This window comes from Chelatococcus sp. HY11, from assembly GCF_018398335.1.
Taxonomy (GTDB): Bacteria; Pseudomonadota; Alphaproteobacteria; order Rhizobiales; family Beijerinckiaceae; genus Chelatococcus.
On sequence record NZ_JAHBRX010000004.1, the window covers coordinates 25,044 to 43,107 of the forward strand.

At 61.7% G+C, this 18,064-nt stretch carries 24 protein-coding genes; 11 read left to right on the plus strand and 13 right to left on the minus strand.

Annotation, left to right across the window (positions count from 1 at the left end; genetic code table 11):
• Positions 1–350: 350 nt before the first annotated feature.
• Complete coding sequence (arcC, locus tag KIO74_RS30470; protein WP_191321163.1) at positions 351–1,262, minus strand: carbamate kinase; 912 nt, start codon at positions 1,260–1,262, stop codon at positions 351–353.
• Positions 1,263–1,693: 431 nt separating this feature from the next.
• Between arcC and copM the strand changes: the two genes are divergently transcribed.
• The 3 genes from copM (at position 1,694) to KIO74_RS30485 (ending at position 3,523) form a co-directional block, all read left to right on the plus strand.
• Positions 1,694–2,161 carry a CopM family metallochaperone gene (gene copM / locus KIO74_RS30475; RefSeq protein ID WP_213339571.1) on the plus strand — a complete coding sequence of 156 codons (468 nt, stop codon included), beginning with the start codon at positions 1,694–1,696 and terminating at the stop codon, positions 2,159–2,161.
• A 76-nt stretch (positions 2,162–2,237) separates the two neighbouring features.
• Complete coding sequence (locus tag KIO74_RS30480; RefSeq protein ID WP_191321162.1) at positions 2,238–2,708, plus strand: hypothetical protein; 471 nt, start codon at positions 2,238–2,240, stop codon at positions 2,706–2,708.
• A 137-nt stretch (positions 2,709–2,845) separates the two neighbouring features.
• A complete protein-coding gene (locus tag KIO74_RS30485; protein ID WP_213339572.1) occupies positions 2,846–3,523 on the plus strand; it encodes an NrsF family protein in 678 nt (225 codons plus the stop codon).
• A gap of 74 nt (positions 3,524–3,597) precedes the next feature.
• Here KIO74_RS30485 and KIO74_RS30490 read toward each other — a convergent pair whose 3' ends face one another.
• The 3 genes from KIO74_RS30490 to KIO74_RS30500 form a co-directional block, all read right to left on the minus strand.
• Positions 3,598–4,872 carry a cyclopropane fatty acid synthase gene (locus KIO74_RS30490; protein ID WP_034462662.1) on the minus strand — a complete coding sequence of 425 codons (1,275 nt, stop codon included), beginning with the start codon at positions 4,870–4,872 and terminating at the stop codon, positions 3,598–3,600.
• Between the two features lie 138 nt (positions 4,873–5,010).
• Entirely contained in the window at positions 5,011–5,667 is a 657-nt protein-coding gene (locus tag KIO74_RS30495) for a methyltransferase family protein (RefSeq protein WP_213339574.1), read from the minus strand.
• A gap of 21 nt (positions 5,668–5,688) precedes the next feature.
• Entirely contained in the window at positions 5,689–5,955 is a 267-nt protein-coding gene (locus tag KIO74_RS30500; protein ID WP_034462664.1) for a DUF2933 domain-containing protein, read from the minus strand.
• Between the two features lie 971 nt (positions 5,956–6,926).
• On the opposite strand from KIO74_RS30500, the gene KIO74_RS30505 reads away from it, so the two are divergent.
• The 3 genes from KIO74_RS30505 to ppk2 all read left to right on the plus strand — a co-directional run bounded on the left by KIO74_RS30505 (position 6,927) and on the right by ppk2 (position 9,893).
• Positions 6,927–7,271: a hypothetical protein gene (locus KIO74_RS30505; RefSeq protein WP_034462665.1), complete on the plus strand. Its 345-nt coding sequence runs from the start codon at positions 6,927–6,929 to the stop codon at positions 7,269–7,271.
• 266 nt (positions 7,272–7,537) lie between these two features.
• Positions 7,538–8,356 (plus strand): Crp/Fnr family transcriptional regulator, encoded by an 819-nt coding sequence (locus tag KIO74_RS30510; protein WP_291980129.1) that lies wholly within the window; start codon positions 7,538–7,540, stop codon positions 8,354–8,356.
• Positions 8,357–9,122: 766 nt separating this feature from the next.
• On the plus strand, positions 9,123–9,893 hold the full coding sequence (ppk2, locus tag KIO74_RS30515) for a polyphosphate kinase 2 (protein ID WP_034462666.1): 771 nt from the start codon (positions 9,123–9,125) through the stop codon (positions 9,891–9,893).
• Positions 9,894–10,371: 478 nt separating this feature from the next.
• Here ppk2 and KIO74_RS30520 read toward each other — a convergent pair whose 3' ends face one another.
• Complete coding sequence (locus tag KIO74_RS30520; protein WP_081739991.1) at positions 10,372–11,028, minus strand: RNA polymerase sigma factor; 657 nt, start codon at positions 11,026–11,028, stop codon at positions 10,372–10,374.
• Between the two features lie 296 nt (positions 11,029–11,324).
• Between KIO74_RS30520 and KIO74_RS30525 the strand changes: the two genes are divergently transcribed.
• Both KIO74_RS30525 and KIO74_RS30530 read left to right on the plus strand, forming a co-directional pair.
• Positions 11,325–11,948: an acyl-homoserine-lactone synthase gene (locus tag KIO74_RS30525; protein ID WP_213339575.1), complete on the plus strand. Its 624-nt coding sequence runs from the start codon at positions 11,325–11,327 to the stop codon at positions 11,946–11,948.
• A 29-nt stretch (positions 11,949–11,977) separates the two neighbouring features.
• A complete protein-coding gene (locus tag KIO74_RS30530; RefSeq protein ID WP_034462736.1) occupies positions 11,978–12,223 on the plus strand; it encodes a hypothetical protein in 246 nt (81 codons plus the stop codon).
• A 12-nt stretch (positions 12,224–12,235) separates the two neighbouring features.
• Here KIO74_RS30530 and KIO74_RS30535 read toward each other — a convergent pair whose 3' ends face one another.
• Genes KIO74_RS30535 through KIO74_RS30570 form a run of 8 tightly spaced genes read right to left on the minus strand, consistent with a single transcriptional unit; the run spans position 12,236 to position 16,654 of the window.
• Entirely contained in the window at positions 12,236–12,928 is a 693-nt protein-coding gene (locus KIO74_RS30535) for a hypothetical protein (protein ID WP_034462668.1), read from the minus strand.
• Positions 12,925–13,389, minus strand: coding sequence for a hypothetical protein (locus tag KIO74_RS30540; protein ID WP_249731671.1), 465 nt, complete (start codon positions 13,387–13,389; stop codon positions 12,925–12,927). The genes KIO74_RS30535 and KIO74_RS30540 overlap by 4 nt, the downstream gene beginning before the upstream one ends.
• A gap of 24 nt (positions 13,390–13,413) precedes the next feature.
• On the minus strand, positions 13,414–14,070 hold the full coding sequence (locus KIO74_RS30545; protein WP_034462670.1) for a hypothetical protein: 657 nt from the start codon (positions 14,068–14,070) through the stop codon (positions 13,414–13,416).
• Positions 14,071–14,081: 11 nt separating this feature from the next.
• Positions 14,082–14,624, minus strand: coding sequence for a hypothetical protein (locus tag KIO74_RS30550; RefSeq protein WP_034462671.1), 543 nt, complete (start codon positions 14,622–14,624; stop codon positions 14,082–14,084).
• Positions 14,621–15,154, minus strand: coding sequence for a nuclease (locus tag KIO74_RS30555; protein ID WP_051443757.1), 534 nt, complete (start codon positions 15,152–15,154; stop codon positions 14,621–14,623). The genes KIO74_RS30550 and KIO74_RS30555 overlap by 4 nt, the downstream gene beginning before the upstream one ends.
• A 40-nt stretch (positions 15,155–15,194) precedes the next feature.
• On the minus strand, positions 15,195–15,533 hold the full coding sequence (locus KIO74_RS30560) for a single-stranded DNA-binding protein (protein ID WP_034462673.1): 339 nt from the start codon (positions 15,531–15,533) through the stop codon (positions 15,195–15,197).
• A 28-nt stretch (positions 15,534–15,561) separates the two neighbouring features.
• Entirely contained in the window at positions 15,562–16,164 is a 603-nt protein-coding gene (locus tag KIO74_RS30565) for a thermonuclease family protein (RefSeq protein WP_034462674.1), read from the minus strand.
• A gap of 1 nt (position 16,165) precedes the next feature.
• Entirely contained in the window at positions 16,166–16,654 is a 489-nt protein-coding gene (locus tag KIO74_RS30570; RefSeq protein WP_034462675.1) for a hypothetical protein, read from the minus strand.
• A 318-nt stretch (positions 16,655–16,972) separates the two neighbouring features.
• On the opposite strand from KIO74_RS30570, the gene KIO74_RS30575 reads away from it, so the two are divergent.
• Genes KIO74_RS30575 through KIO74_RS30585 form a run of 3 tightly spaced genes read left to right on the plus strand, consistent with a single transcriptional unit; the run spans position 16,973 to position 18,061 of the window.
• Positions 16,973–17,452: a lytic transglycosylase domain-containing protein gene (locus tag KIO74_RS30575; protein WP_291980124.1), complete on the plus strand. Its 480-nt coding sequence runs from the start codon at positions 16,973–16,975 to the stop codon at positions 17,450–17,452.
• Between the two features lie 13 nt (positions 17,453–17,465).
• Positions 17,466–17,768 carry a TrbC/VirB2 family type IV secretion system protein gene (locus KIO74_RS30580; RefSeq protein WP_034462677.1) on the plus strand — a complete coding sequence of 101 codons (303 nt, stop codon included), beginning with the start codon at positions 17,466–17,468 and terminating at the stop codon, positions 17,766–17,768.
• A complete protein-coding gene (locus KIO74_RS30585; protein WP_034462678.1) occupies positions 17,765–18,061 on the plus strand; it encodes a VirB3 family type IV secretion system protein in 297 nt (98 codons plus the stop codon). The genes KIO74_RS30580 and KIO74_RS30585 overlap by 4 nt, the downstream gene beginning before the upstream one ends.
• Positions 18,062–18,064: the final 3 nt, after the last annotated feature.

Consider the following 18,064-nt stretch of genomic DNA (forward strand, 5'->3'; position numbering starts at 1 on the left):
ATGGTCCGAATGGCTGGACCCGGCAGCCGCAACGATTTTGGCGCCGCCGTGACCGGCGTCGGATCCGGATTTTGCACTAGTGTGCTGCTGATGGTCGTGGTGATCGTGATGGGAATGCGGTGAGCTCATTCGTCCTCGTCCGTCAGATGGCCTGGCCAGAGCGTGGCCATGGCGAGCAATAGGTGTCTCTGCCGCACTGATCATAACTTGGAGCGACAACGTCCTTGTCACGAACCTCGCCGCCACACGCCCTGAAATCTTTAATCCAGATCAAGTTCAGCGTGTCCGTCGCCTCGGTGCGCCCGACGAAGCCTCTGGCAGGATCTCGAAGGAAGGGGAAGCGAAGGCGTCTATCCGAGTGTGATGGTTGTCCCGGCTTTGCCCTCGAGGATCTTCCGGGCGTCTTCCAGGCGTCCAATGCCCGCGATCCGGCCGGGCGTCACGGCGAACTGGCAGGCGGCCTCCACCTTCGGCCCCATGGAGCCGGGTGGGAACTGGTGGGCCGAAAGTTCATCGGGTCGCGCACGTCGCACGGGACGTTGTTGAGCCGTGCCCCAGTCGAGATAAACGGCATCGACATCCGTCAGCATCAGAAATGCATCGGCGGCGAGGTCGGCGGCCAGCAGTCCGGCAGCGCGATCCTTGTCGATGACGGCCTCGACGCCCTGAAGGTCGCCGGAGGGCTTGCGGATGACTGGAATGCCGCCGCCGCCGACGCAGATGGTGACGACCTTGGCCGTGACCAGCATGCGGATGACCTCGATCTGAACGATCCGCTTCGGCAACGGGGAAGGGACAACGCGTCGCCAGCGGCCTGGCGTCTCTTCAACCATGGGCCAGCCATGCTCGGCGCGGGCTCGTTCGGCCTCCTGGGCCGCATAAATCGGACCGATCGGCTTCTCGGGCCGGCCGAACGCGGGATCGTCGTGCTCTACCTCGATGTGTGTGAGCAAGGTCGCCAGCCGGGTCGCCGGCGGAAGGGCGTTGGCGAGCTCCTGCTCGATCATGTAGCCGATCATGCCGATGCTTTCAGCGCTGATGACGTCGAGGGGGTAGGGCGGAACCTCCTTCAATGCGGCGGCTTGCAGGGCGAGCAATCCCACTTGCGGGCCACTTCCATGAGCGACGACAATGTCGTGGCTGCTTGCGAGATCGGTGAGCGCCAGGGCGGCCTTTCGCACATTGGCGCGCTGAGCATCGGCACTCATAGGCTGTCCCCGCTGCAGCAGCGCATTCCCTCCAAGTGCAACGACAATGCGCATTGTCAGATCTCCAGGCGTCCGGAGAATAACGGGAGCAAAGAAGCTGCTTCCGGGCCGTGATAAGCGCCGTTCTTCCGGCCTCGAATCGGCGAAAGGTCATTCGTCACCAGCTCTTCACCTATGTTCGTGCCCCACTCGCAACGCGCCAAATGACAGCCCCGCCTCGGTCGCCTGATGTCCGCTCGACATAGTACGCGCAGGACCGCGCGAGCGCGTCCCACACCTTGTCTCAGTTGAGTAACTGGACTCATCTGTCGAGGGCCGAAGCTGATCGATCCTTGATCGAAGTTAAGTTCAGCCATGGTGGCGCGTTCTACCGTACTTCAAGGATTGAAAAGTAGGTGGCGGGCTATCCAGCGCTTCAGCGGTAAATGACACCTGGCGTTGCGCGGCCGCAACAGCACAACGAACGATATGAGGAGGGCCTGTTCATGCAATTCAAGTTGAAAGCGATGCTCGCATTCGCGGTCCTGTTCGCGCCGACGCTCGCCCTTGCGCAGCATGACGCGCATCACGACGGTGATGCGGGTGCCCCGGCCTCACCGCCCGCCGCAATGGTGCCACAGCAGCAATGCGCAGCGATGATGGGGATGATGAAAGGCATGATGGGCGAGCACATGTCGGCATGCCTGGCGGCGTTACCGTCGGCCTCGCAGGCCTACATGCGGGCGATGATGGGCATGCACATGCCGATGATGGAAGCGATGCAGGCGAAAGACCCGGACGTGGCTTTCGTAAAGGGAATGATCCCGCACCATCAGGCCGCGATCGACATGGCGCGGGCGGTTCTTCAGTTCGGATCCGACGAGCCGGTAAAGGCCATGGCTGAGCAGATGATCGCGGGCCAGCAGGCCGAAATCGATCGGATGCGCGAGTGGTTGCGGAAACGCGGCCAATAGGTCGGACTGTGGGTCCCGACGCCGCGATTCTGGACCGCCGCGAGTTTGCGATGTGAGTGTGATCGGAGCAGATCAGATGGTTGTGCGGGCGTGGCTGCGGCGCGCTGGTGGCGTCATCGTCGCAATGATGTTGGCGATCGGCACGGCGGTCGCTGATGATGGCTATCGCCAAGCGGATGGCCTGGCGGTCTATCTTGGCCTCGTGCCGGCGGCGGTCGTTCGAGGACATCCAACCGCTCACTCGGAAAGCACGATGCACGGCGGCGCCGGAACGGGACGCCATCAGCAACACATCGTCGTGGCGGTGTTCGATGCGCAAACGGCTGCGCGCATCGAGAATGCGCGGGTATCCGCGACGATCGGCGGCCTTGGTCATGTCGGCCAACAAACCGTAGAGCTCGATCCCATGAGGATAGAGAACACCGTCACCTACGGGGGATTTATCACCCTTCCGGGCAACGATCGGTATGAAATCGCCGTCACGGTTATCGTTCCGGCACGTTCGCGCCCAGTGTCGGTGACCTTCTCAAGCGCTCACGTTCAATAGACCGGGCACAAGCGACGCCAGCGCGCGATCGCCGCCGCCATTCGGATTCGTCCGGACTGAGATCTCAAGAGCGCGTTAGTAACAAAGTGCTGCTTGATTACGAAAGATATGGGTAGGCCCTCGTCTGGAGGCTGACCATGACATGGCACCGACTTCGAACGGAACGGTTGATCGAAAGGCTTGTCGCCGACCTACGGCCTTGGCAAATCGAAAGGCGGATCCGCACCCATCGGCTCTCGATGGCTGCCGTTCTCGCGATCGTCTTGCCCCCGCTCGCACTTGCGCAGCCTTTTCGTGCCGATCTCGCCTCCCGATTGGCGGATGCGATGTTCGTCGCCTCTATCGCGACCTCCGCGATGATCTTTGTCACAGGTCTCGTAACGGTGCTCATACTGGGCACCCCAGGCCGATCGTGGCTCTGGCTTCTGGTTCCGCTGGTTGCTTGCGGGCTATGGCTCGTCTCGGAGTCAGCAAGCATTGCCGTCGACCTCTTCCGTGAGGGTTGGCGTGCCTGGGCCTTCGAGACCAGCCCGCAATGCCCGCTGATCATCGGGGCAGTCGGCGTGCCGGTTTTCTTCGCCCTCGTTGGCGTCAGCCGGGTCGGCCTCATTGTGTGGCGAGGACCGATCATCGCGATTGCCGCTCTGTCGGCCTTTTCCCTGCCCGCAACCATGTTGAACCTGTTTCACAGCCTGGACACGGGAGCGATGGTCCTGCTGTGGCATTTCGGCGCCATCACTGTTTTCTCGATCACCGCAGCTTTCCTCCTCAGCCGTCGCATTCCGCGCGGGTTGTGCGACTGGCTCGGATTATGAGCGGCCGGTCGGCGCAAGAATGACCCTCTGATTGGCGAGCGCACGCGACCGGCTCATTGCGGCGGCACGGCTTTTCAGCTGACCGCCGCGAAGGCGGCCTCCTCTATCCGTTCGCATTCCGGCTGGTCGATCATGACGCCCTGCAAGCGGTGTTCTTCCTGCTGAATATAGTTGCGGGTGAGCGGTACGGCGTTCTGCCGTCTGGCGATCTGTATCTGGAACACCATCATGCCTTGATAGCGAAAGGCGAGTTCGGAGACGCCGAGATAATACTCCCACAAGCGGGCGAAGCGCTCATCAAACAGGTCGACCACTTCAGTGCGGCGGGCGAGAAATCGCTCGCGCCAGTGTCTGAGCGTTTCCGCATAATGCAGGCGGAGGATTTCAATGTCGGTGACGACGAGGCCCGCCCGCTCGATCGCCGGCAGCACCTCGGAAAGCGCCGGGATGTATCCACCTGGAAAGATATACTTCGCGATCCAGGGGTTGGTGTAGCCCGGCGCATCAGAGCGGCCGATCGAGTGAAGCAGAAGCACGCCATCCTCATCCAGCAAATCGCGGCATTTTCGGAAGAAGGCGTCATAGTTGTTCACGCCGACATGTTCGAACATGCCCACGGAGACGATGCGATCGAAGCGTTCGGTCACGTCCCTGTAGTCCTGCGACCGAAAGTCGAGACGTCCCGGATCTAGAGCAGCAGCGGCGCGGGCCTTGGCGAATTCGAGCTGCTCGGCCGAGAGGGTGATTCCGGTGACGCGGGCGTTGAACGTGTCAGCGAGGTAGAGTGCCAAACCTCCCCAGCCGCAGCCAATGTCAAGAATGCGCGCATTGTGACGGGCTCGCAGCTTTGCTGCGATATGGCGCTTCTTGGCCTGCTGCGCCTCTTCCAGGGACATGTCTGCGTTTTCGAAGTAGGCGCAACTATATTGCATGTCGCTGTCGAGAAAGATTTTGTAAAGCTTCCCGCTGAGGTCATAGTGATGGGCGACGTTTCGCCTGGATCGCTTGCGGTCGTTTTTTTGCGCCAGCCGCCGAAGGGCGAAGCGCAGGCCGGACAGCATTTTTGTCGCGATCGGCGGGGCGCCGGTGCGATCCTGGGACAAGAGCAACTCGAGCAGCTGCGTGATGGTGCCCTGCTCGACAAGGAGGTCGCCGTCGACGAAGGCCTCGCCAAGGTGCAGTTCCGGATCGAGCAGGACCCGTCGCTGCGCCGTGGCAGATCTGAACCGTATCGCAACCGCGAAGCCGCAGCCGTCACCGAATGTTCGGGCGATACCATTGGCTGTCGTTATCGTGAGACTTCCGGTTTTGATAAGACGACGAAGAGATTTGAAAACAAGGGCATCCATGGCCGCGCTTTCTCAGTCGATTTGACGCAAACCCGGACTAGAATGCGCGTGGACGGGCAGCAGACTTTAACGTGGATTGAACAGACGCAGCGCTGAAGTCATAAATGGTTGAGTCGATTATCGGTTCGACAATTGCGCTCATCCTCTCGCATCGGCGCGCTGCGCCGAGAGACGCGGAATGAACGCCGGAACTTCTCGCATATAGCGCGCATAGGCGTCGCCAAATTCGGCGACAGATTCGCGTTCTTCGTGCTTGGAAAGTCGCCAATACATGAAGACCAGGACAGGGAACATCGCGAGCGTCAGCAGCGTCGGCCACTGCAGCAGAAAGCCGAACATAACCAGGACGAAGCCGACATATTGCGGATGCCGGATCCGCGCGTAGATGCCTGTCGTTGCCAGCTTGTGCTGCCGTTGCGCCTGATACAGCGGCTTCCATCCGGCGGAGATCAGGATGAAGCCGCCGCCGATAAAGACGAAGCTCAGGATATGGAAGGGACCGAAGTGGGGATTAGCGCGCCAGCCGAACAGCTCTTCGAGCAGGTGGCCGGCGTCATGCGAGAACCAGTCGACGCCGGGATAGCGCGACTGCAGCCAGCCGGAGAGCAGATAGATCGTCAGGGGAAAGCCGTACATCTCGGTGAAGAGCGCGATGATGAAGGCGCTGAAGGCGCCAAAGGAGCGCCAGTCCCGCGGCGTCGCCGGCTTGAAGAAGCTGAACGCGAAGAAAATGAAGACGATCGAGTTCAGAACAACGAGGGACCAGAGACCGTAGGCTGGAATACTGTCGTGCATCGGGGCGCTCCGCTGAGATCATCAATGCTGGTGCGGGGATTGGCCAGGTGGCGACGTCGGGGTATTTTGGTCACCGCCATGCCCGCCGTGTTTGCCGTGCATGAACACATGCAGGAGCGGGCATGCAAGGATGAGAAGAAAGGGCAGCCAGCCCAGAAGATGCGCGCTATGTTCCGTGATCAGGTAGAATGCGGCGATCGCCAGAAAGCCGTAGAGTGCAATGTTCGCCGCGCTGAAGCGGCTCGGCCGCTGTGGCTCTTGGTTCAGGTGGTCGGTGTGTGGTTGCATCACGGCCTCGCCGGGTTAGTGACCTTGCCAAATGACGATGGGCATAGTCCTTCCCGAGGAAACGAAGGGCCGCTGCCGTGAGCGGTTTGGCAAATCGCGCGTCTGCTCACCTGCGAACGTTTGAGCGCCTCCAGCGAGCCAGTCTTTAATCTCGGTTAAAGCGGCGACGCCGGCGCGCGGAAGCCGCAGGCGGCGGCCGACCTAATGTCTGTCGGTCCGTCGGGACCGGCGCGGTTTCAAGGCTGTGCTCGTCGTTGCGTATCGAAGCCCCCTCGCGCCACGAGAAGGTGCGGCGGCCGGCGAGGCATCATCCCCCCGAACCGAAGAGACCGATGGCAAGGCACTGAATTCGCGCACCAGGCTTGCCACCGATCGCGCGCACGAACCAACGCGGATGTCGATGCCGGACGCGGCGAGGCGCTCCCGCTCGGCGCTGCCGATAAACCCGCAGACGAGCTTGGTGGCTCCGCTTGAGAGGATGAGCTCACAGGTGGATTCGCTGGTTCGCTCACGATTCGGTCGAAATTCTCGAGCCGGCGAGAGCGGGTCGATCAGGAGCAGGCCATCGCATTTGGCGAAGAACGGGCACAGGAGGGTTCTCTGCCGGCTGCGCGAGACGAGCAGCGCGACCCATCGCGTTCGTTCTGCCGGTGTCGGGTCTATCGTGGGCATTTCCGATCCGCAGGACACGTCCTAGAGCATTTAGAGATCATGGCCGGGGCATTTGCACTTTAATCTCGATCAAACATCGATCGAACAGCGACCAACGCCATGAAAGGGCACGGGATTTCAAGGGAAGGGCCGTTCCGTGGCCGATAGGTTCGCGTGATTGATCTGAATCAAGACGCGTTTTCCTGGAATGTGATGGAGATTAGCCGTCGGCTTCTTTCAACAGCGCAAGAGGGATAAGGTTCATCCTGCGCGCGCGGTTGCGGCGCGGCCGCCAACGGAAAGCCTATAGGGGCGAGCGAATGCTCAGGATCCTGGCCTTGCTGATGTTCTGCACGCTGTCCTTGCTTGCGCAAGGGGCATCGGCGCAGGCTCATGCGGGTCATGCCGGCCAAGTCAGGCCGCAGAGCGACGCCAGCGTATCGGCGGTACTCGTTTCCGCGCCGCAGAAGAGTGATTGCCTGTTCCATGATGTGCGCTGCTGCAAGAGCATGTGCGCCATGTGTTATCTGCCGATGCCACCACAGGATCAAGATGTCCTGACCATTCGGCTGGAGTCCTCTGCGCTGCTGCCCTCGCGCGAGGATCTTGCGCGGCTCGTCTTACTCGGAAGCGATCCTCCCGTCCCGCGCTTTTGCGACCTCTAGGGCTTCCTGGCCATCCTGTACCCCGCTGCTTCGTTGGGGACATGGCTGAGTTCGGCTACGCCCGACTGAGTGACTTGGCACGGGCCAACGGTCATCAGCGACATTTCTGCCAAAGAATTTGTTGGGCTGCGTGAGCAGCTGCCGCAACGGGCTTCGCGCCCGGGAGGTGTAATGTGAGCTTGGATCGAGCGTCTTTAACAGAAAAGACAGCCCGGTCGCTCCGCCGCGACGATTGGGGAACCGTCGAGCGCGAGCGGAATGGACTGGTGTTACGTGAATTGTCGTTGGCTGACGCGAGCCGCCGAAGCTGCGCGCGGGGCGATGAGTTGATACGGCGTCGCGGGCGCCAGGAGGCGCAGGACGGCGCGCCGGCAGGCACGTCGGCCGGTGGAGCTTTGCCGACCGAGCAACATCGTCTGCTTCCCGGCTACCACACGGGCGATCGCAAAATCGAAGCCGGCCGCGACCTGTTCAGCCTAGGGTGGACAGGCAAATCGGTTTTCAATCTGCTCGATGGCTGGGTAGCTGTTTATACGCTGTTGGAGGATGGTCGACGGCAGATCGTTCAGTTCGCGCTGCCGGGCGCGATCCTGGGGATTCTGCCGTCAAGACGAGGGCCCGCGACGATCGGCGCGCAGGCCTTAACGGAGGTGACCGTAGCCGTCATTCCTGTCCCTGTCCTGACCGCCCATACCCGCACAGAACCGGAGATCTGCCAGCGGCTGGTGCGGTCGCTGGCACGCGATTGCAGCCTCGCCTTCGATCATCTGACGAGCATCGGACGGCGGTCGGCCCGCGAGCGGGTTGCGCACCTGCTCCTCGAGCTGTTCACGCGCTACCGCGCACAATGGCCGGGCAATCATATAGAGGAGATGACGCTCCCGCTGACGCAGGAACAGATCGGTGATGCAACGGGGCTCACGTTCGTCCACGTCAACCGCGTGCTCAGCGCGATGCGCAAGGAGGGTATCGTTCAATTCCACTATCGTCGATTGCGAATACTGAACCCAGATCGACTTATCGAGGTCGCCGGCGTGGACCCCGAAACGGCGATGGGCTGGCTCGAGCGCCGACCGTGGACGTAGGTTCGACTGAGTTGAGCAATGGCCTCCAGCCGAAGTTGCAGAGCGTGCGTCGCCGGCCGCAGCCGTCCACTTCGGACCATGGTCGTGGCGGTCAGGCTGATGATCGGTCTCCTCACCAGGCTCCAGGCAACTACGCCGCGCACCGGAACCCGCAAATACGCAAAGCAACGAAGCCATCGAAGCCACTTGGCCGAGCGCACCAACTAAAGGGCCTAGGGTCGTTGATGCTTAATCGAGATTAAAGATGCCGCATCTTGACATGGCTAGCTTCATGGATGGTGAAGCGAATGCGCACGAAGGGCAAGCAGCAGCAACGCCTCTATCATCATGCCTTTGGAGCAGGAGCCATCGCGATGAAATCTGTCGACGAGACCAAATCCCCCGCGCATGCCGCGTCGACTTCCGCCTCTTGTTGCGGAGACCACAGGAGATCGGAAGGTGGGACAGCCCATGCCCGCGACACATGCGCGTCTCACGAAGGCGACGCCCAACCTGCGGCAACGGCAGGATCCGCTGGTGATCAGGGTGGCTCAGCCTCCACCGCGCGCGTTCAACCGAAAAGATCGAGCTGCTGCGGCGGGGGTTGATATTGCCTAGCCGCGTAACGCGGACAGCGCGCCGTATGCGGCCTGTACGATCTCGATTCCGTCACCCGTTTGGCGGAGACCGCTTTCCGGAATGAACCTTTGGCCTGAAATCCCTTCCAGGCCTAATTGAGCGCCTGCAACGGCGGAATGCATGACAGACTAGATGGCAGGATTCGTAAATGGGTAAGAAGGACAAGCGCGACGCCGCGAGCAAAGCACTTCGCGAGCTCCAGGTTGACCTGTCGCGGCTCCAAAAGCATGTCATTAAATCCGGCAAGAAGGTTCTGCTGCTCTTTGAGGGACGAGACGCCTCCGGCAAGGACGGAACGATAAAGCGGATCGTCGAGCATCTCAGCCCACGCGACACGCGTGTTGTCGCCTTGGGCAAGCCGTCTGACAGAGATCAGAGATCCTGGTATTTTCAACGTTGGGTTCCGAACCTGCCTGCCGGCGGAGAGATCGTGCTGTTCAATCGCAGCTGGTACAACCGTGCCGGGGTCGAGCGGGTTATGGGCTTCTGCAGCGACGAGGACTATGAAGAATTCCTAACGACAGCACCACTCTTCGAGCAGTTGCTCGCCCATTGCGGCGTCACCATTGTCAAATACTATTTGGATATCTCGCGGAGTGAACAGAAACGTCGGCTGAAAGAGCGACGAGATGACCCACTGAAGCAGTGGAAGCTCAGTCCCATCGACGACGCTGCGACAAAGCACTGGGATGATTATAGTACAGCCCGCAATGAAATGCTGGCCAGAACGCATACGCCCTTCGCGCCGTGGACTATGGTCCGCGCAGACGACAAATCGGAGGCCCGCCTTAACGTCATCCGTGATCTTCTGACGCGTTTCGAATTCGGCGGAAAGGATCGTGCGCGCGACCTCCCCGACCCGAATGTCGTATTTCCCTATGACAAAGCGGCGCTGACGAACGGCCAGATCGCGTCGTGATCACGTCATGTGGGTCGCCCTCGAAAACAGAGTAACCCGACAGCCCATGAACGTGCAGGTTACCACCCCAAGGACGCTCCGATAATGGACCACTCGTATATGATGCTCGGCTACTGGTCATCTTGGCACTGGGTCGCGTTCGTTGTGTTTGCAGCCTTGGTGCTTTACCCAATTGGGCGCATTCTCGCTCGGATTGGATACTCACCATTCTGGTCGGTTCTTGCATTCGTGCCGCTGGCCAATCTGCTCGGCCTCTGGATCGTCGCGCTGGGAGAATGGCCGCGACAAGGGTCTCGTTCCTCATGACGCGAGCGTTTCGTCCCTCGATGGCCCGCTTGAGAACGACGATTTAGGTCGCAGGCGACCTACTTGGCTCTCAATTGGAACCGGTGCATGAGCGATCCTGATCGCGCCAGATCAGACACACAGCCGGCGGTCGGTATGGGTGCAGCCATGAAGTATCGGCGAGCGCCCCGGGTTATGGGGTGGTCTTGGCCTTGGCATCGGCGAACGCTTGCGTTTGTTCGCCTTTTTCGCAATGGCAATCCAAGAAGCCATGCACCGGACACGTCCGGCACATCTCTTCGAGACGTTTGCGCAACGCCTGTCGGCCGCGATGCAATCGCACGGTCAGATTGTTCAACGACGTCCCCAAACTCTCCGCCAAACGGTTCCTCGGTTCTCCGAGAATATCGGCGCGCCAGATGATGTCGGCGTATTCTGCTTTCAGCGTCGGCAATAGGCGATAAAGACAGTTGCAGATCGCCGCGTCGAGCTCCTCATCGACGGGGTGGTTCTCGACCTCAGCCTGATCGACTACGATTTCGCGGCGGCGGCGGCGTGCCGTCTCTCGTTGGTAGTCGACGATCGTTGTCGCGAGGATGCGGCCCAACCAGCCGCGCACCATTCGAACATCGTGGAGCTGAGATGCGCGTTCGAGTGCCCGCAGTGAGAAGCGCTGCAAGACCTCGTCTGCCGCGTCGCGATCGCCGAGGCGCCGCTGGAGGAACTGAAGGATTTGCTTTTGGGCTTCGACCAGAGCGCTCTGCACGGCGCGGTCGTGAGGCTTTGCAGCTTCATGATCCTCGACACCGCGGGACGCTGGCATGTCGTCTTGGTGGCTGTTTGACGCCATGCTTCACATTCCTTGACTCGAAGATGCGCGAGGCGCGCAGGTCAGACTGACAGGAGAAGGCGCCAGGTCTTTAACCCAGATCAAGATCTGTTCCTGAGCTCGCTCGCGTTCCTGCCTACGGCATTGCATACGCGGCGAGATAATCTGTGCCATTGCTTCCGAAATATCGCCCGCTTTTGACCTTGGGTCGTCCCGCACGAGCTTCCAATCGCGATTTCAATGGAGCTTTGTACCCATACAATGTGGGCAGATAGCATGCGCAACTCGGCCTTGTTCTCATTGCCGAGGAGTTCAACATGCTCATGGTCATCCCCGGTTCGGACGTCAGTCGGCACCCCGCCCTGATGAACCGCGCCCACCGATTCCGTCACGGCGTCTTCGTCGAGGAGAAGGGCTGGGAGGAGCTGCGTCAACCCGATGGTTGCGAGCGTGACCAGTTCGACGACGCATATGCTGTTCATCATATCTGCCTGCGCGGCGAAGAGATTGTGGGTTATCAGCGCCTGCTGCCGACCACCCGTCCGCACCTGCTGACGAACGTGCTGACGGACCTTTGCCGGCGCGCACCGCCCCGCGGCCCGCGTATCTTCGAGTGGACGCGCTTTTGTGTGGCGCAAGGCCACCGCGAAATGCGGCCGCGCGGCGATAGTCCTTTCCTCGAGCTCGCGCAGGGCGTCGTCGAATGGGGGGCGGCGAACCGGGTCGACACCGTCACCGTCGCGATCGACTGGCGCCTTATGGTGATCGCCATGCAGCTCCGCTTTTTTGTGAGACCGCTCGGGTTTCCCAAACGGGTCGGCCGAGACGAGGTCGTGGCGCTGCGCATGTCATTCAATCGCGAAACGTTGACGACGATTCAAGCGGCACGCGGGTGCACCGATCCGGTTCTACCAACTGCGTGCTGGCCGTCGGCTGCGTGACGCGATGAAGATAAAATGGAGGAGTGCTTGTGATACGAACTGCCGATACCAAGATCGTTGCTCACGAGCTGCATGCCCGTTACGATCATCTACGCGCCGTAACTTTGATCGGGCGCACGCTTCAGAAGGCGCTATTCGCCGGGAGATCCGACGAAGTCGTCTTCTGGGCGCTGGTTCACGCCCATTATCGGGGTGGCGATCTGTGCACGTCGACGGAAGATCAGCTTAATTTCTTCTCGCCCTTCATTATCCGCGATCCGTCCGAGATGAATTGATCATCAGGCAATCTAGACGTCGGTGGGGCTGACGATGATTGAAGCTGTCGACGGTGTCGGCGGGTTGGCGGCTATGCCGGTGGAGGTCGGGAAATCGCCCGGCCCAGTCGGGCTTTGTTGGCAAACCGCCGACTGGTCTCCCGTGAAACAGGAGGCATCATAGCCGGCGCCACGGATCAAATAACTGCAGACGCTGACGCCATTGCCGTCCTTGACGTTCCGGGCGTTGCAGTCGCCGCCCGCGGCATAGTTTGCAAGCTTTCCGCGGGGGCCGCAGCCGAACTGGCAGGCCATGAGGATCGCAGACTGGTCGACCGTGGCGCAGCGACCGCCGTAGCATACCTGCTGCCCGATCAGCGAGGTCATGCCGTTGCTCTGCGCCTTTGACCACTCATCCTGCTGATATCGGGTCCAGGCCGCGACCTGCGCGGAGGGGTCGTTGAGAAAGCTTTGAGCATTGCCGTTGTAATAACGTTCGAAGGTGCCCGGACAGAACTGGAACGCCCCAAGGCAACCCGCCTGGTTGATAGAACCGAAATTCCCCTCGCTGCTCGAGACCTTGGCCGCAAAATTCGCGCAGTTCGCCGGAATGCCGGCCGAGGTCAGGCTCGCGGCGGATTCTCCCGCGAGCGCCAGCGTCGCCGACAGGCAAAGTACGACGCCTGCGTTGAAGACAGCCGATTGGACAGCGCGAGGGCGGCTCATGGCTTCACCGACCCGATCTCGAACTTGAAGTCTCCGTTGACCAGCGTCTTGCCGTCGTCGCTAAGGAGAAAGGGATGCTCGGCAAACGCGGCCTGCGGGCCCGAGTTCGACAGCCCGGCGAAGCGCGGATCATCGGGAGGGACGATCTGATGCATCATGTCGTCGACTAGGATGGCCGGCGGCTGGTGCGGTGCCACGCGCACGAGGCGCGTGGGGCAGGTCGCCGACGCGCAGTCGTCGTTCCATATCTGCGAGATCAAGTAGTCGCCGCGCGGGGTGCGCAGTTCATATTCGTGAATGGTCACGGTGCCGGAAGAGCCGGCTGCCAGCGCATCGCCGGTCCAGATCTTGTCGGGATCCTGGCTCACGTTCCGGTAGGAGGTCTTATAGGTGAAAGCCACTTCGGCCGCGGCCGCTGCCCCCGCGGCGAGCAGCCCCGCCGCGGCGAGCAGACAAATCATGTGAGAGCGCATCCTTGTGTCTCCTCAATCAGCATTGCGCCGGCCCAGCGGCACATCCAGCGAGCAGCCATCGACAGCCTTATGGTTGACGATCATGCCCGTCTTCAGCGTTCGTTTCGGCACGTCATATGACGCATAGGCGGCGGACACCGTAGGATCGGGCGATGCGCCGGGCTCGAGCTCAAGAAAGCAAGCGTAACCGCCGTCCAGCGTGTGGACTTGAATCCCTTCGTAAATCGCGATCCGTATGGGGCAGAGCTTCACCGTCGCGCGCGCCTGCGGCACCGCGGTCTTGATCGTGCATCCAATCGCCGTGTTGAGGATACTTAGGACAACGGAACGACCGCGGCTCCAGATGACGAAATGAGCTTCGGTGACGGGCGCGTTACCGCCCGCGAAGCGATGATCGCCGCGTTGCCGATAGCCATCATTGTTGCGTTCGATCGCATCCTTCCAGATATCAGTGTAGGTAGCGGTCGCGCGTGAGGGCCGCTGTAGATCAGCATAGGCCATTGGCCGCCACGTCCCTGGGTCCGGCGTCACCGTTTGCGCCCAAGTTGGAGTGTTCATCATCCCGGCGAGCTCCATCGTCAGGAATACAGCGGCAGCGGGTCGAATAGCCGGCGACACGCGCTGCGTATAACATCTAATATAATGACTCAACCGGTTTGCCGCCTGCATCGTGCTGCCTGCTATTCGTAGCGATCGCGCCCCGGCCACCACTTCCAGAAATCTGTGGGCGAGCGCTCGCGGTTGCGCCAGGGCACCGCGCTGCGCGGCGGGTCGATTGGCTGCATGTTCCATACGTCGCCGTGGTAATAGAAATTCACGGCCTCGCGGCGCAGACGGCGACCGCTGGTGTCCAGAAAATCCGTAGCGCAGTGAACGACGGGACCGCGGTAGCGGGTCACACGGGCGGTTTGCGCGTCCAGCGCACCTGGCTTGCACCCGAACAGCCATACCGACGAGGGGGTGCCGTCGGCGGCATCGCCAGCGTGGAGCCTCTGATAAGCCGCATTGGCCTCCGGCTGGGTCGGGTAGGGAAAGCGTTCGGTCAAAATCGGCGCAAATGTCGAACGGTCGGGAGCATATTCGAGACGGCCGGGCTTGACGACGGCGGGCGTGTAGAGCGTCTCACGCGCGGGGGGCCCATAGTCTGAGACCGGCCATGGCTGCGGCGCAGCGCAGGAGGACAGCAGCAGAACGGGGATGATGAGAACGGCGGCGCGGCTCATGGCGTTGCCTCGGAGCGTGCGAGTGGCAGCGCCGTCGGATGGTTGGCACGCCACTCCCACGGCATCTGGAACGTGCTCGACCAAAGCCCGCGAAAGGCTTTCCGCGCATCCTGCTCGGCTCGGATGTATACCCGGACGGGCGGATCCTGCTCCGTGCCGGGAAGCGCCACGGCAACACCGGCCCGGAGCATGTCGGCGGCGATGTCGGGATGGCCAGCCGTGGCGCAACGCACCAGGTGTTCTGATGCCTCCTTCCGCAATGTGTTGCAGGCGAGCCAGGCATTCAGCGTCGCCGTAACGAGCCACGAGATAGCCATCGTCCCGCACGGCCAGGGCTGTCTGCCCAGGCGTGCGGTTTGGCCGGGCGCGCAGGTATCAATGCCGTAGAGTCGGTAGACTTCGTCTGTCTCAATATCGCGGAAACGCACACCGTCGATGACTTCGACCCGCAATGGCCGCGATTGAAGCGGCGCCTGCGGCGCATAGACGCCGTCCTTCCGATCGGCTGGCTGCGCATCAGCCGCGGTCATTATAGCGACTGCCAGGAGCGCGATCGTGAGCAGCAAGCCGTCATGCCGCCGCATCGTCGCGTGCACCGAGGTCGAGCTTGTGGAAGACGTTGGCGATGATGTCGGTGGTATAGACCGTCTCGCCGTCCTTCTTATAGGAGCCGTCGGCGATCCGACATTCGGCATAGACGGGATCGCCCTTCGCAACGTTGGCGATGACCCAGGCCGCAGCCTTTTCATTGAGGACGGTGACGGTCACCCAGTCGGTCTCTTCGTGTCGTTCGCCCTTGGTATCGGTCCAAGCGCGATCGGTCGCGACATTGACCTTGGCGGCCTTGTTGAACGCCTTCGGCGCCTGTCCCACAAAACCGCGGACGATGAAAAGATTTGTGGTTCGCATGCTCGCTCCTCGTGCTGGATGTTGATGCCTATGGCGTCGCTTCTTTCCCGTCGGACCTCCCGGTCCCGGGCGCGGCCAGGGGCTGCCTTAGGGCGCGCAGGATGATCGCGTTCGGATCGGGAACATCGGCAAAAGCCCACAATCCAACCTTGGATCGCTGCGCGACGAGTTGGGCCACGAAGTACGGCGCATGGACCGGTTGTCCGTCCGGCTTCAATGCCGAGAACGCAAATCCGGTCGAGATCAAAGCGGTGCCGAGATCGATGCGCGAACCCGCTGCAGCCCCTTTGTTCGGGCTGGCCAGGCAGAACACGAAAACGGTTCGCAGTTGCGGCGACTCGGCCGCATCATAGCACTGCGGTCTCAGATCGCGCACCAGCGCGACCAGCATGGCAAGCGAGGCCTCACCGCAGTCACGCTTGAGGCCATGCCCATTCGTGAAGCTCGTGCCACGCAGGCAGGCCTGGACGCCATAAAGGCGGTAGGTCCGATCGCCGTCCGACCAGCTGTCGCCTGTCAGATAGATGGCGTCCGCTGGAACTGGAAACCAGGACGACGCGGGTTGAGCCGTCACCACTGTTGCGGTGAGTGGCAGGGCCAAAATCCCGGCGAACAGCGATGCCCCGCCCATGCTAGTAGCCCTGCAGCGAGAAGTAGAACCGCTGCACGCCATTGGCCGAGCTGATGTCGACGTAATACGGCTCCTTCCGGTGCTGGCGCGGCGTCGTCGGATATGTGGTGGTACAGCCGCCATCGCTTCCAGAGCAGGTGCGCTCGGGCTTGGAGAGATCTGCGCACAGCTCTCCGTTGGGCGACGGCGGGGTTTCGCTGCCCGCCGATCCCGCGACGGGCGTCAGGCCGGAGGGACAGGGTTCGTAGGGCTCATAGCCGGGGTTGCTGGCGTGCCCTTCAGAACAGGACGGCCAACCGCCGCCGCGTGCCAGCCGCCGAAACAATTCCTGCATGACCGGGACGCAATAGGGAATGCCGGACCAGCTCGGATTGCTGGCCGCCGCACAGAGCAGCACCTTGCAGCCGAACGAGGCGTCCTGCGCTACGGCGGGTGGGGCGACCGCAGGAACGAGGCCGACAAGGGCGAGCAGGGCGAAGCAGCGGTTCATCCAACCCTCCGGATCGGAGCTGGGGACGTGGCTCACTAACCGGTTGCCAACGTAACAACATCTAATATATTGTCTATTGAAAAGTGAGGGCCTGGAGGCATGGCGAGACGAATCGCGGTAATCGCTTTGGGGATGGCGGTGGCTTGCGCTGGGGCGAACGCCCAGGATGCCGCGACCTTGCCGCGGGTCGCGACCGTCGATGCGTCCGGCCGGGTCCTTCCGCTCGACCCCTCGCGTTTCCGCCTCGATGCCGCCGCGCCTGGGCACACCGCATGTGCTAACGCACAGGCGATGGCGCCAGACGAAGCGCGAGCTCTGGTGGCGCGCATCGCGACGGAAGAGAAGTTCTCGCCCGACTTCGTCCAATCGGTGGCGAAAAACGAAAGCCGCTACAACTCGATCGCGCTGTCGGAAAAGGGCGCCTTCGGCCTGATGCAGTTGCTTCCACAGACCGCGGATCGGTTCAAAGTCGACCTCTGCGATCCCGCCGATAACGTGCGTGGCGGCATTCGCTTCCTGCGCAGCCTCCAGGACAAATACAAGAATTTGTTCTTTGTTCTCGCCGCTTACAACGCCGGCGAAGAAGCCGTCGCCAAGAGTCGCGGCGTTCCTCCCTATCCTGAGACGGTGCGCTTCGTCGCCCAGGTCATCAACGACTTCAACAGCTGGCCGACTCCTGGCGGCGACCCGCGCGCGTCAGCACAGCCGGATGTCGTCGAGATGGCTCCTAGGGCCGACGCGGGGCGCCAACGCGCGGGAAGGCAGTGGAATGATGGCTTCGTCATGCACGTCGATTGACAGGGAGAACTTGATGATACGCTGGATCTCGCGCGCTCCGCTCGCTCTCAGCTTGCTTGCGCTCAGCGCCGTTGGCGCCGCTGCACAGTCCGGCGGCACGCTGCAGCCGGTGCAATCGACGCTGACGCAGTTGGTTCAGGCTTTGACAGGCCCGATCGCCACCGCGCTGGCGACGCTTGCCGTCATCGCCTGCGGATTGTTCGCCTGGTCCGGTCGTCTGACCTGGGGCATCGCCGGCAGCGTCATTTTCGGCATCGTCCTGGTGTTCGGCTCGGCGCAGATCGTCCAATTCTTCCAGTCGGCGGTCGGCCAATGACGGAAGCCGAGCTCGACGATCCCCTCATCACGCCGCTGGTCAAGGCGCTCACCCGAGCGCCGACGCTGATGGGCGTGCCGTACATGTATTTCATGTTCAACGGGGTGGTCTCGAGCGTGTGCTTCCTAGTCACCCACAATCTCTTCATGCTGCTGGTCGCGATCCCGCTGCATCTATTCGGCTATGTGATGACCCTCCGCGACGATCGGATCTTCGAGATCCTGTTCGTCCGCTCGACAAAATGCCCGCCACGCGCACGCTCCTTCTGGGGCGCTGATAGCTACGCTCCGTGAGGC

Excerpts from the sequence above, each read along its gene's own strand:
- KIO74_RS30585 (WP_034462678.1), top strand. The coding sequence starts at position 17,765 with ATGACGGAAGCCGAGCTCGACGATCCCCTCATCACGCCGCTGGTCAAG.
- KIO74_RS30565 (WP_034462674.1), bottom strand. The coding sequence starts at position 16,164 with ATGGGCGGGGCATCGCTGTTCGCCGGGATTTTGGCCCTGCCACTCACC.
- KIO74_RS30540 (WP_249731671.1), bottom strand. The coding sequence starts at position 13,389 with ATGATTTGTCTGCTCGCCGCGGCGGGGCTGCTCGCCGCGGGGGCAGCG.
- arcC (WP_191321163.1), bottom strand. The coding sequence starts at position 1,262 with ATGCGCATTGTCGTTGCACTTGGAGGGAATGCGCTGCTGCAGCGGGGA.
- KIO74_RS30560 (WP_034462673.1), bottom strand. The coding sequence starts at position 15,533 with ATGCGAACCACAAATCTTTTCATCGTCCGCGGTTTTGTGGGACAGGCG.
- KIO74_RS30495 (WP_213339574.1), bottom strand. The coding sequence starts at position 5,667 with ATGCACGACAGTATTCCAGCCTACGGTCTCTGGTCCCTCGTTGTTCTG.
- KIO74_RS30500 (WP_034462664.1), bottom strand. The coding sequence starts at position 5,955 with ATGCAACCACACACCGACCACCTGAACCAAGAGCCACAGCGGCCGAGC.
- KIO74_RS30505 (WP_034462665.1), top strand. The coding sequence starts at position 6,927 with ATGCTCAGGATCCTGGCCTTGCTGATGTTCTGCACGCTGTCCTTGCTT.
- KIO74_RS30580 (WP_034462677.1), top strand. The coding sequence starts at position 17,466 with ATGATACGCTGGATCTCGCGCGCTCCGCTCGCTCTCAGCTTGCTTGCG.
- KIO74_RS30525 (WP_213339575.1), top strand. The coding sequence starts at position 11,325 with ATGCTCATGGTCATCCCCGGTTCGGACGTCAGTCGGCACCCCGCCCTG.
- KIO74_RS30555 (WP_051443757.1), bottom strand. The coding sequence starts at position 15,154 with ATGACCGCGGCTGATGCGCAGCCAGCCGATCGGAAGGACGGCGTCTAT.
- KIO74_RS30545 (WP_034462670.1), bottom strand. The coding sequence starts at position 14,070 with ATGCAGGCGGCAAACCGGTTGAGTCATTATATTAGATGTTATACGCAG.
- ppk2 (WP_034462666.1), top strand. The coding sequence starts at position 9,123 with ATGGGTAAGAAGGACAAGCGCGACGCCGCGAGCAAAGCACTTCGCGAG.
- copM (WP_213339571.1), top strand. The coding sequence starts at position 1,694 with ATGCAATTCAAGTTGAAAGCGATGCTCGCATTCGCGGTCCTGTTCGCG.
- KIO74_RS30535 (WP_034462668.1), bottom strand. The coding sequence starts at position 12,928 with ATGAGCCGCCCTCGCGCTGTCCAATCGGCTGTCTTCAACGCAGGCGTC.
- KIO74_RS30550 (WP_034462671.1), bottom strand. The coding sequence starts at position 14,624 with ATGAGCCGCGCCGCCGTTCTCATCATCCCCGTTCTGCTGCTGTCCTCC.
- KIO74_RS30570 (WP_034462675.1), bottom strand. The coding sequence starts at position 16,654 with ATGAACCGCTGCTTCGCCCTGCTCGCCCTTGTCGGCCTCGTTCCTGCG.
- KIO74_RS30485 (WP_213339572.1), top strand. The coding sequence starts at position 2,846 with ATGACATGGCACCGACTTCGAACGGAACGGTTGATCGAAAGGCTTGTC.
- KIO74_RS30520 (WP_081739991.1), bottom strand. The coding sequence starts at position 11,028 with ATGGCGTCAAACAGCCACCAAGACGACATGCCAGCGTCCCGCGGTGTC.
- KIO74_RS30490 (WP_034462662.1), bottom strand. The coding sequence starts at position 4,872 with ATGGATGCCCTTGTTTTCAAATCTCTTCGTCGTCTTATCAAAACCGGA.
- KIO74_RS30480 (WP_191321162.1), top strand. The coding sequence starts at position 2,238 with ATGGTTGTGCGGGCGTGGCTGCGGCGCGCTGGTGGCGTCATCGTCGCA.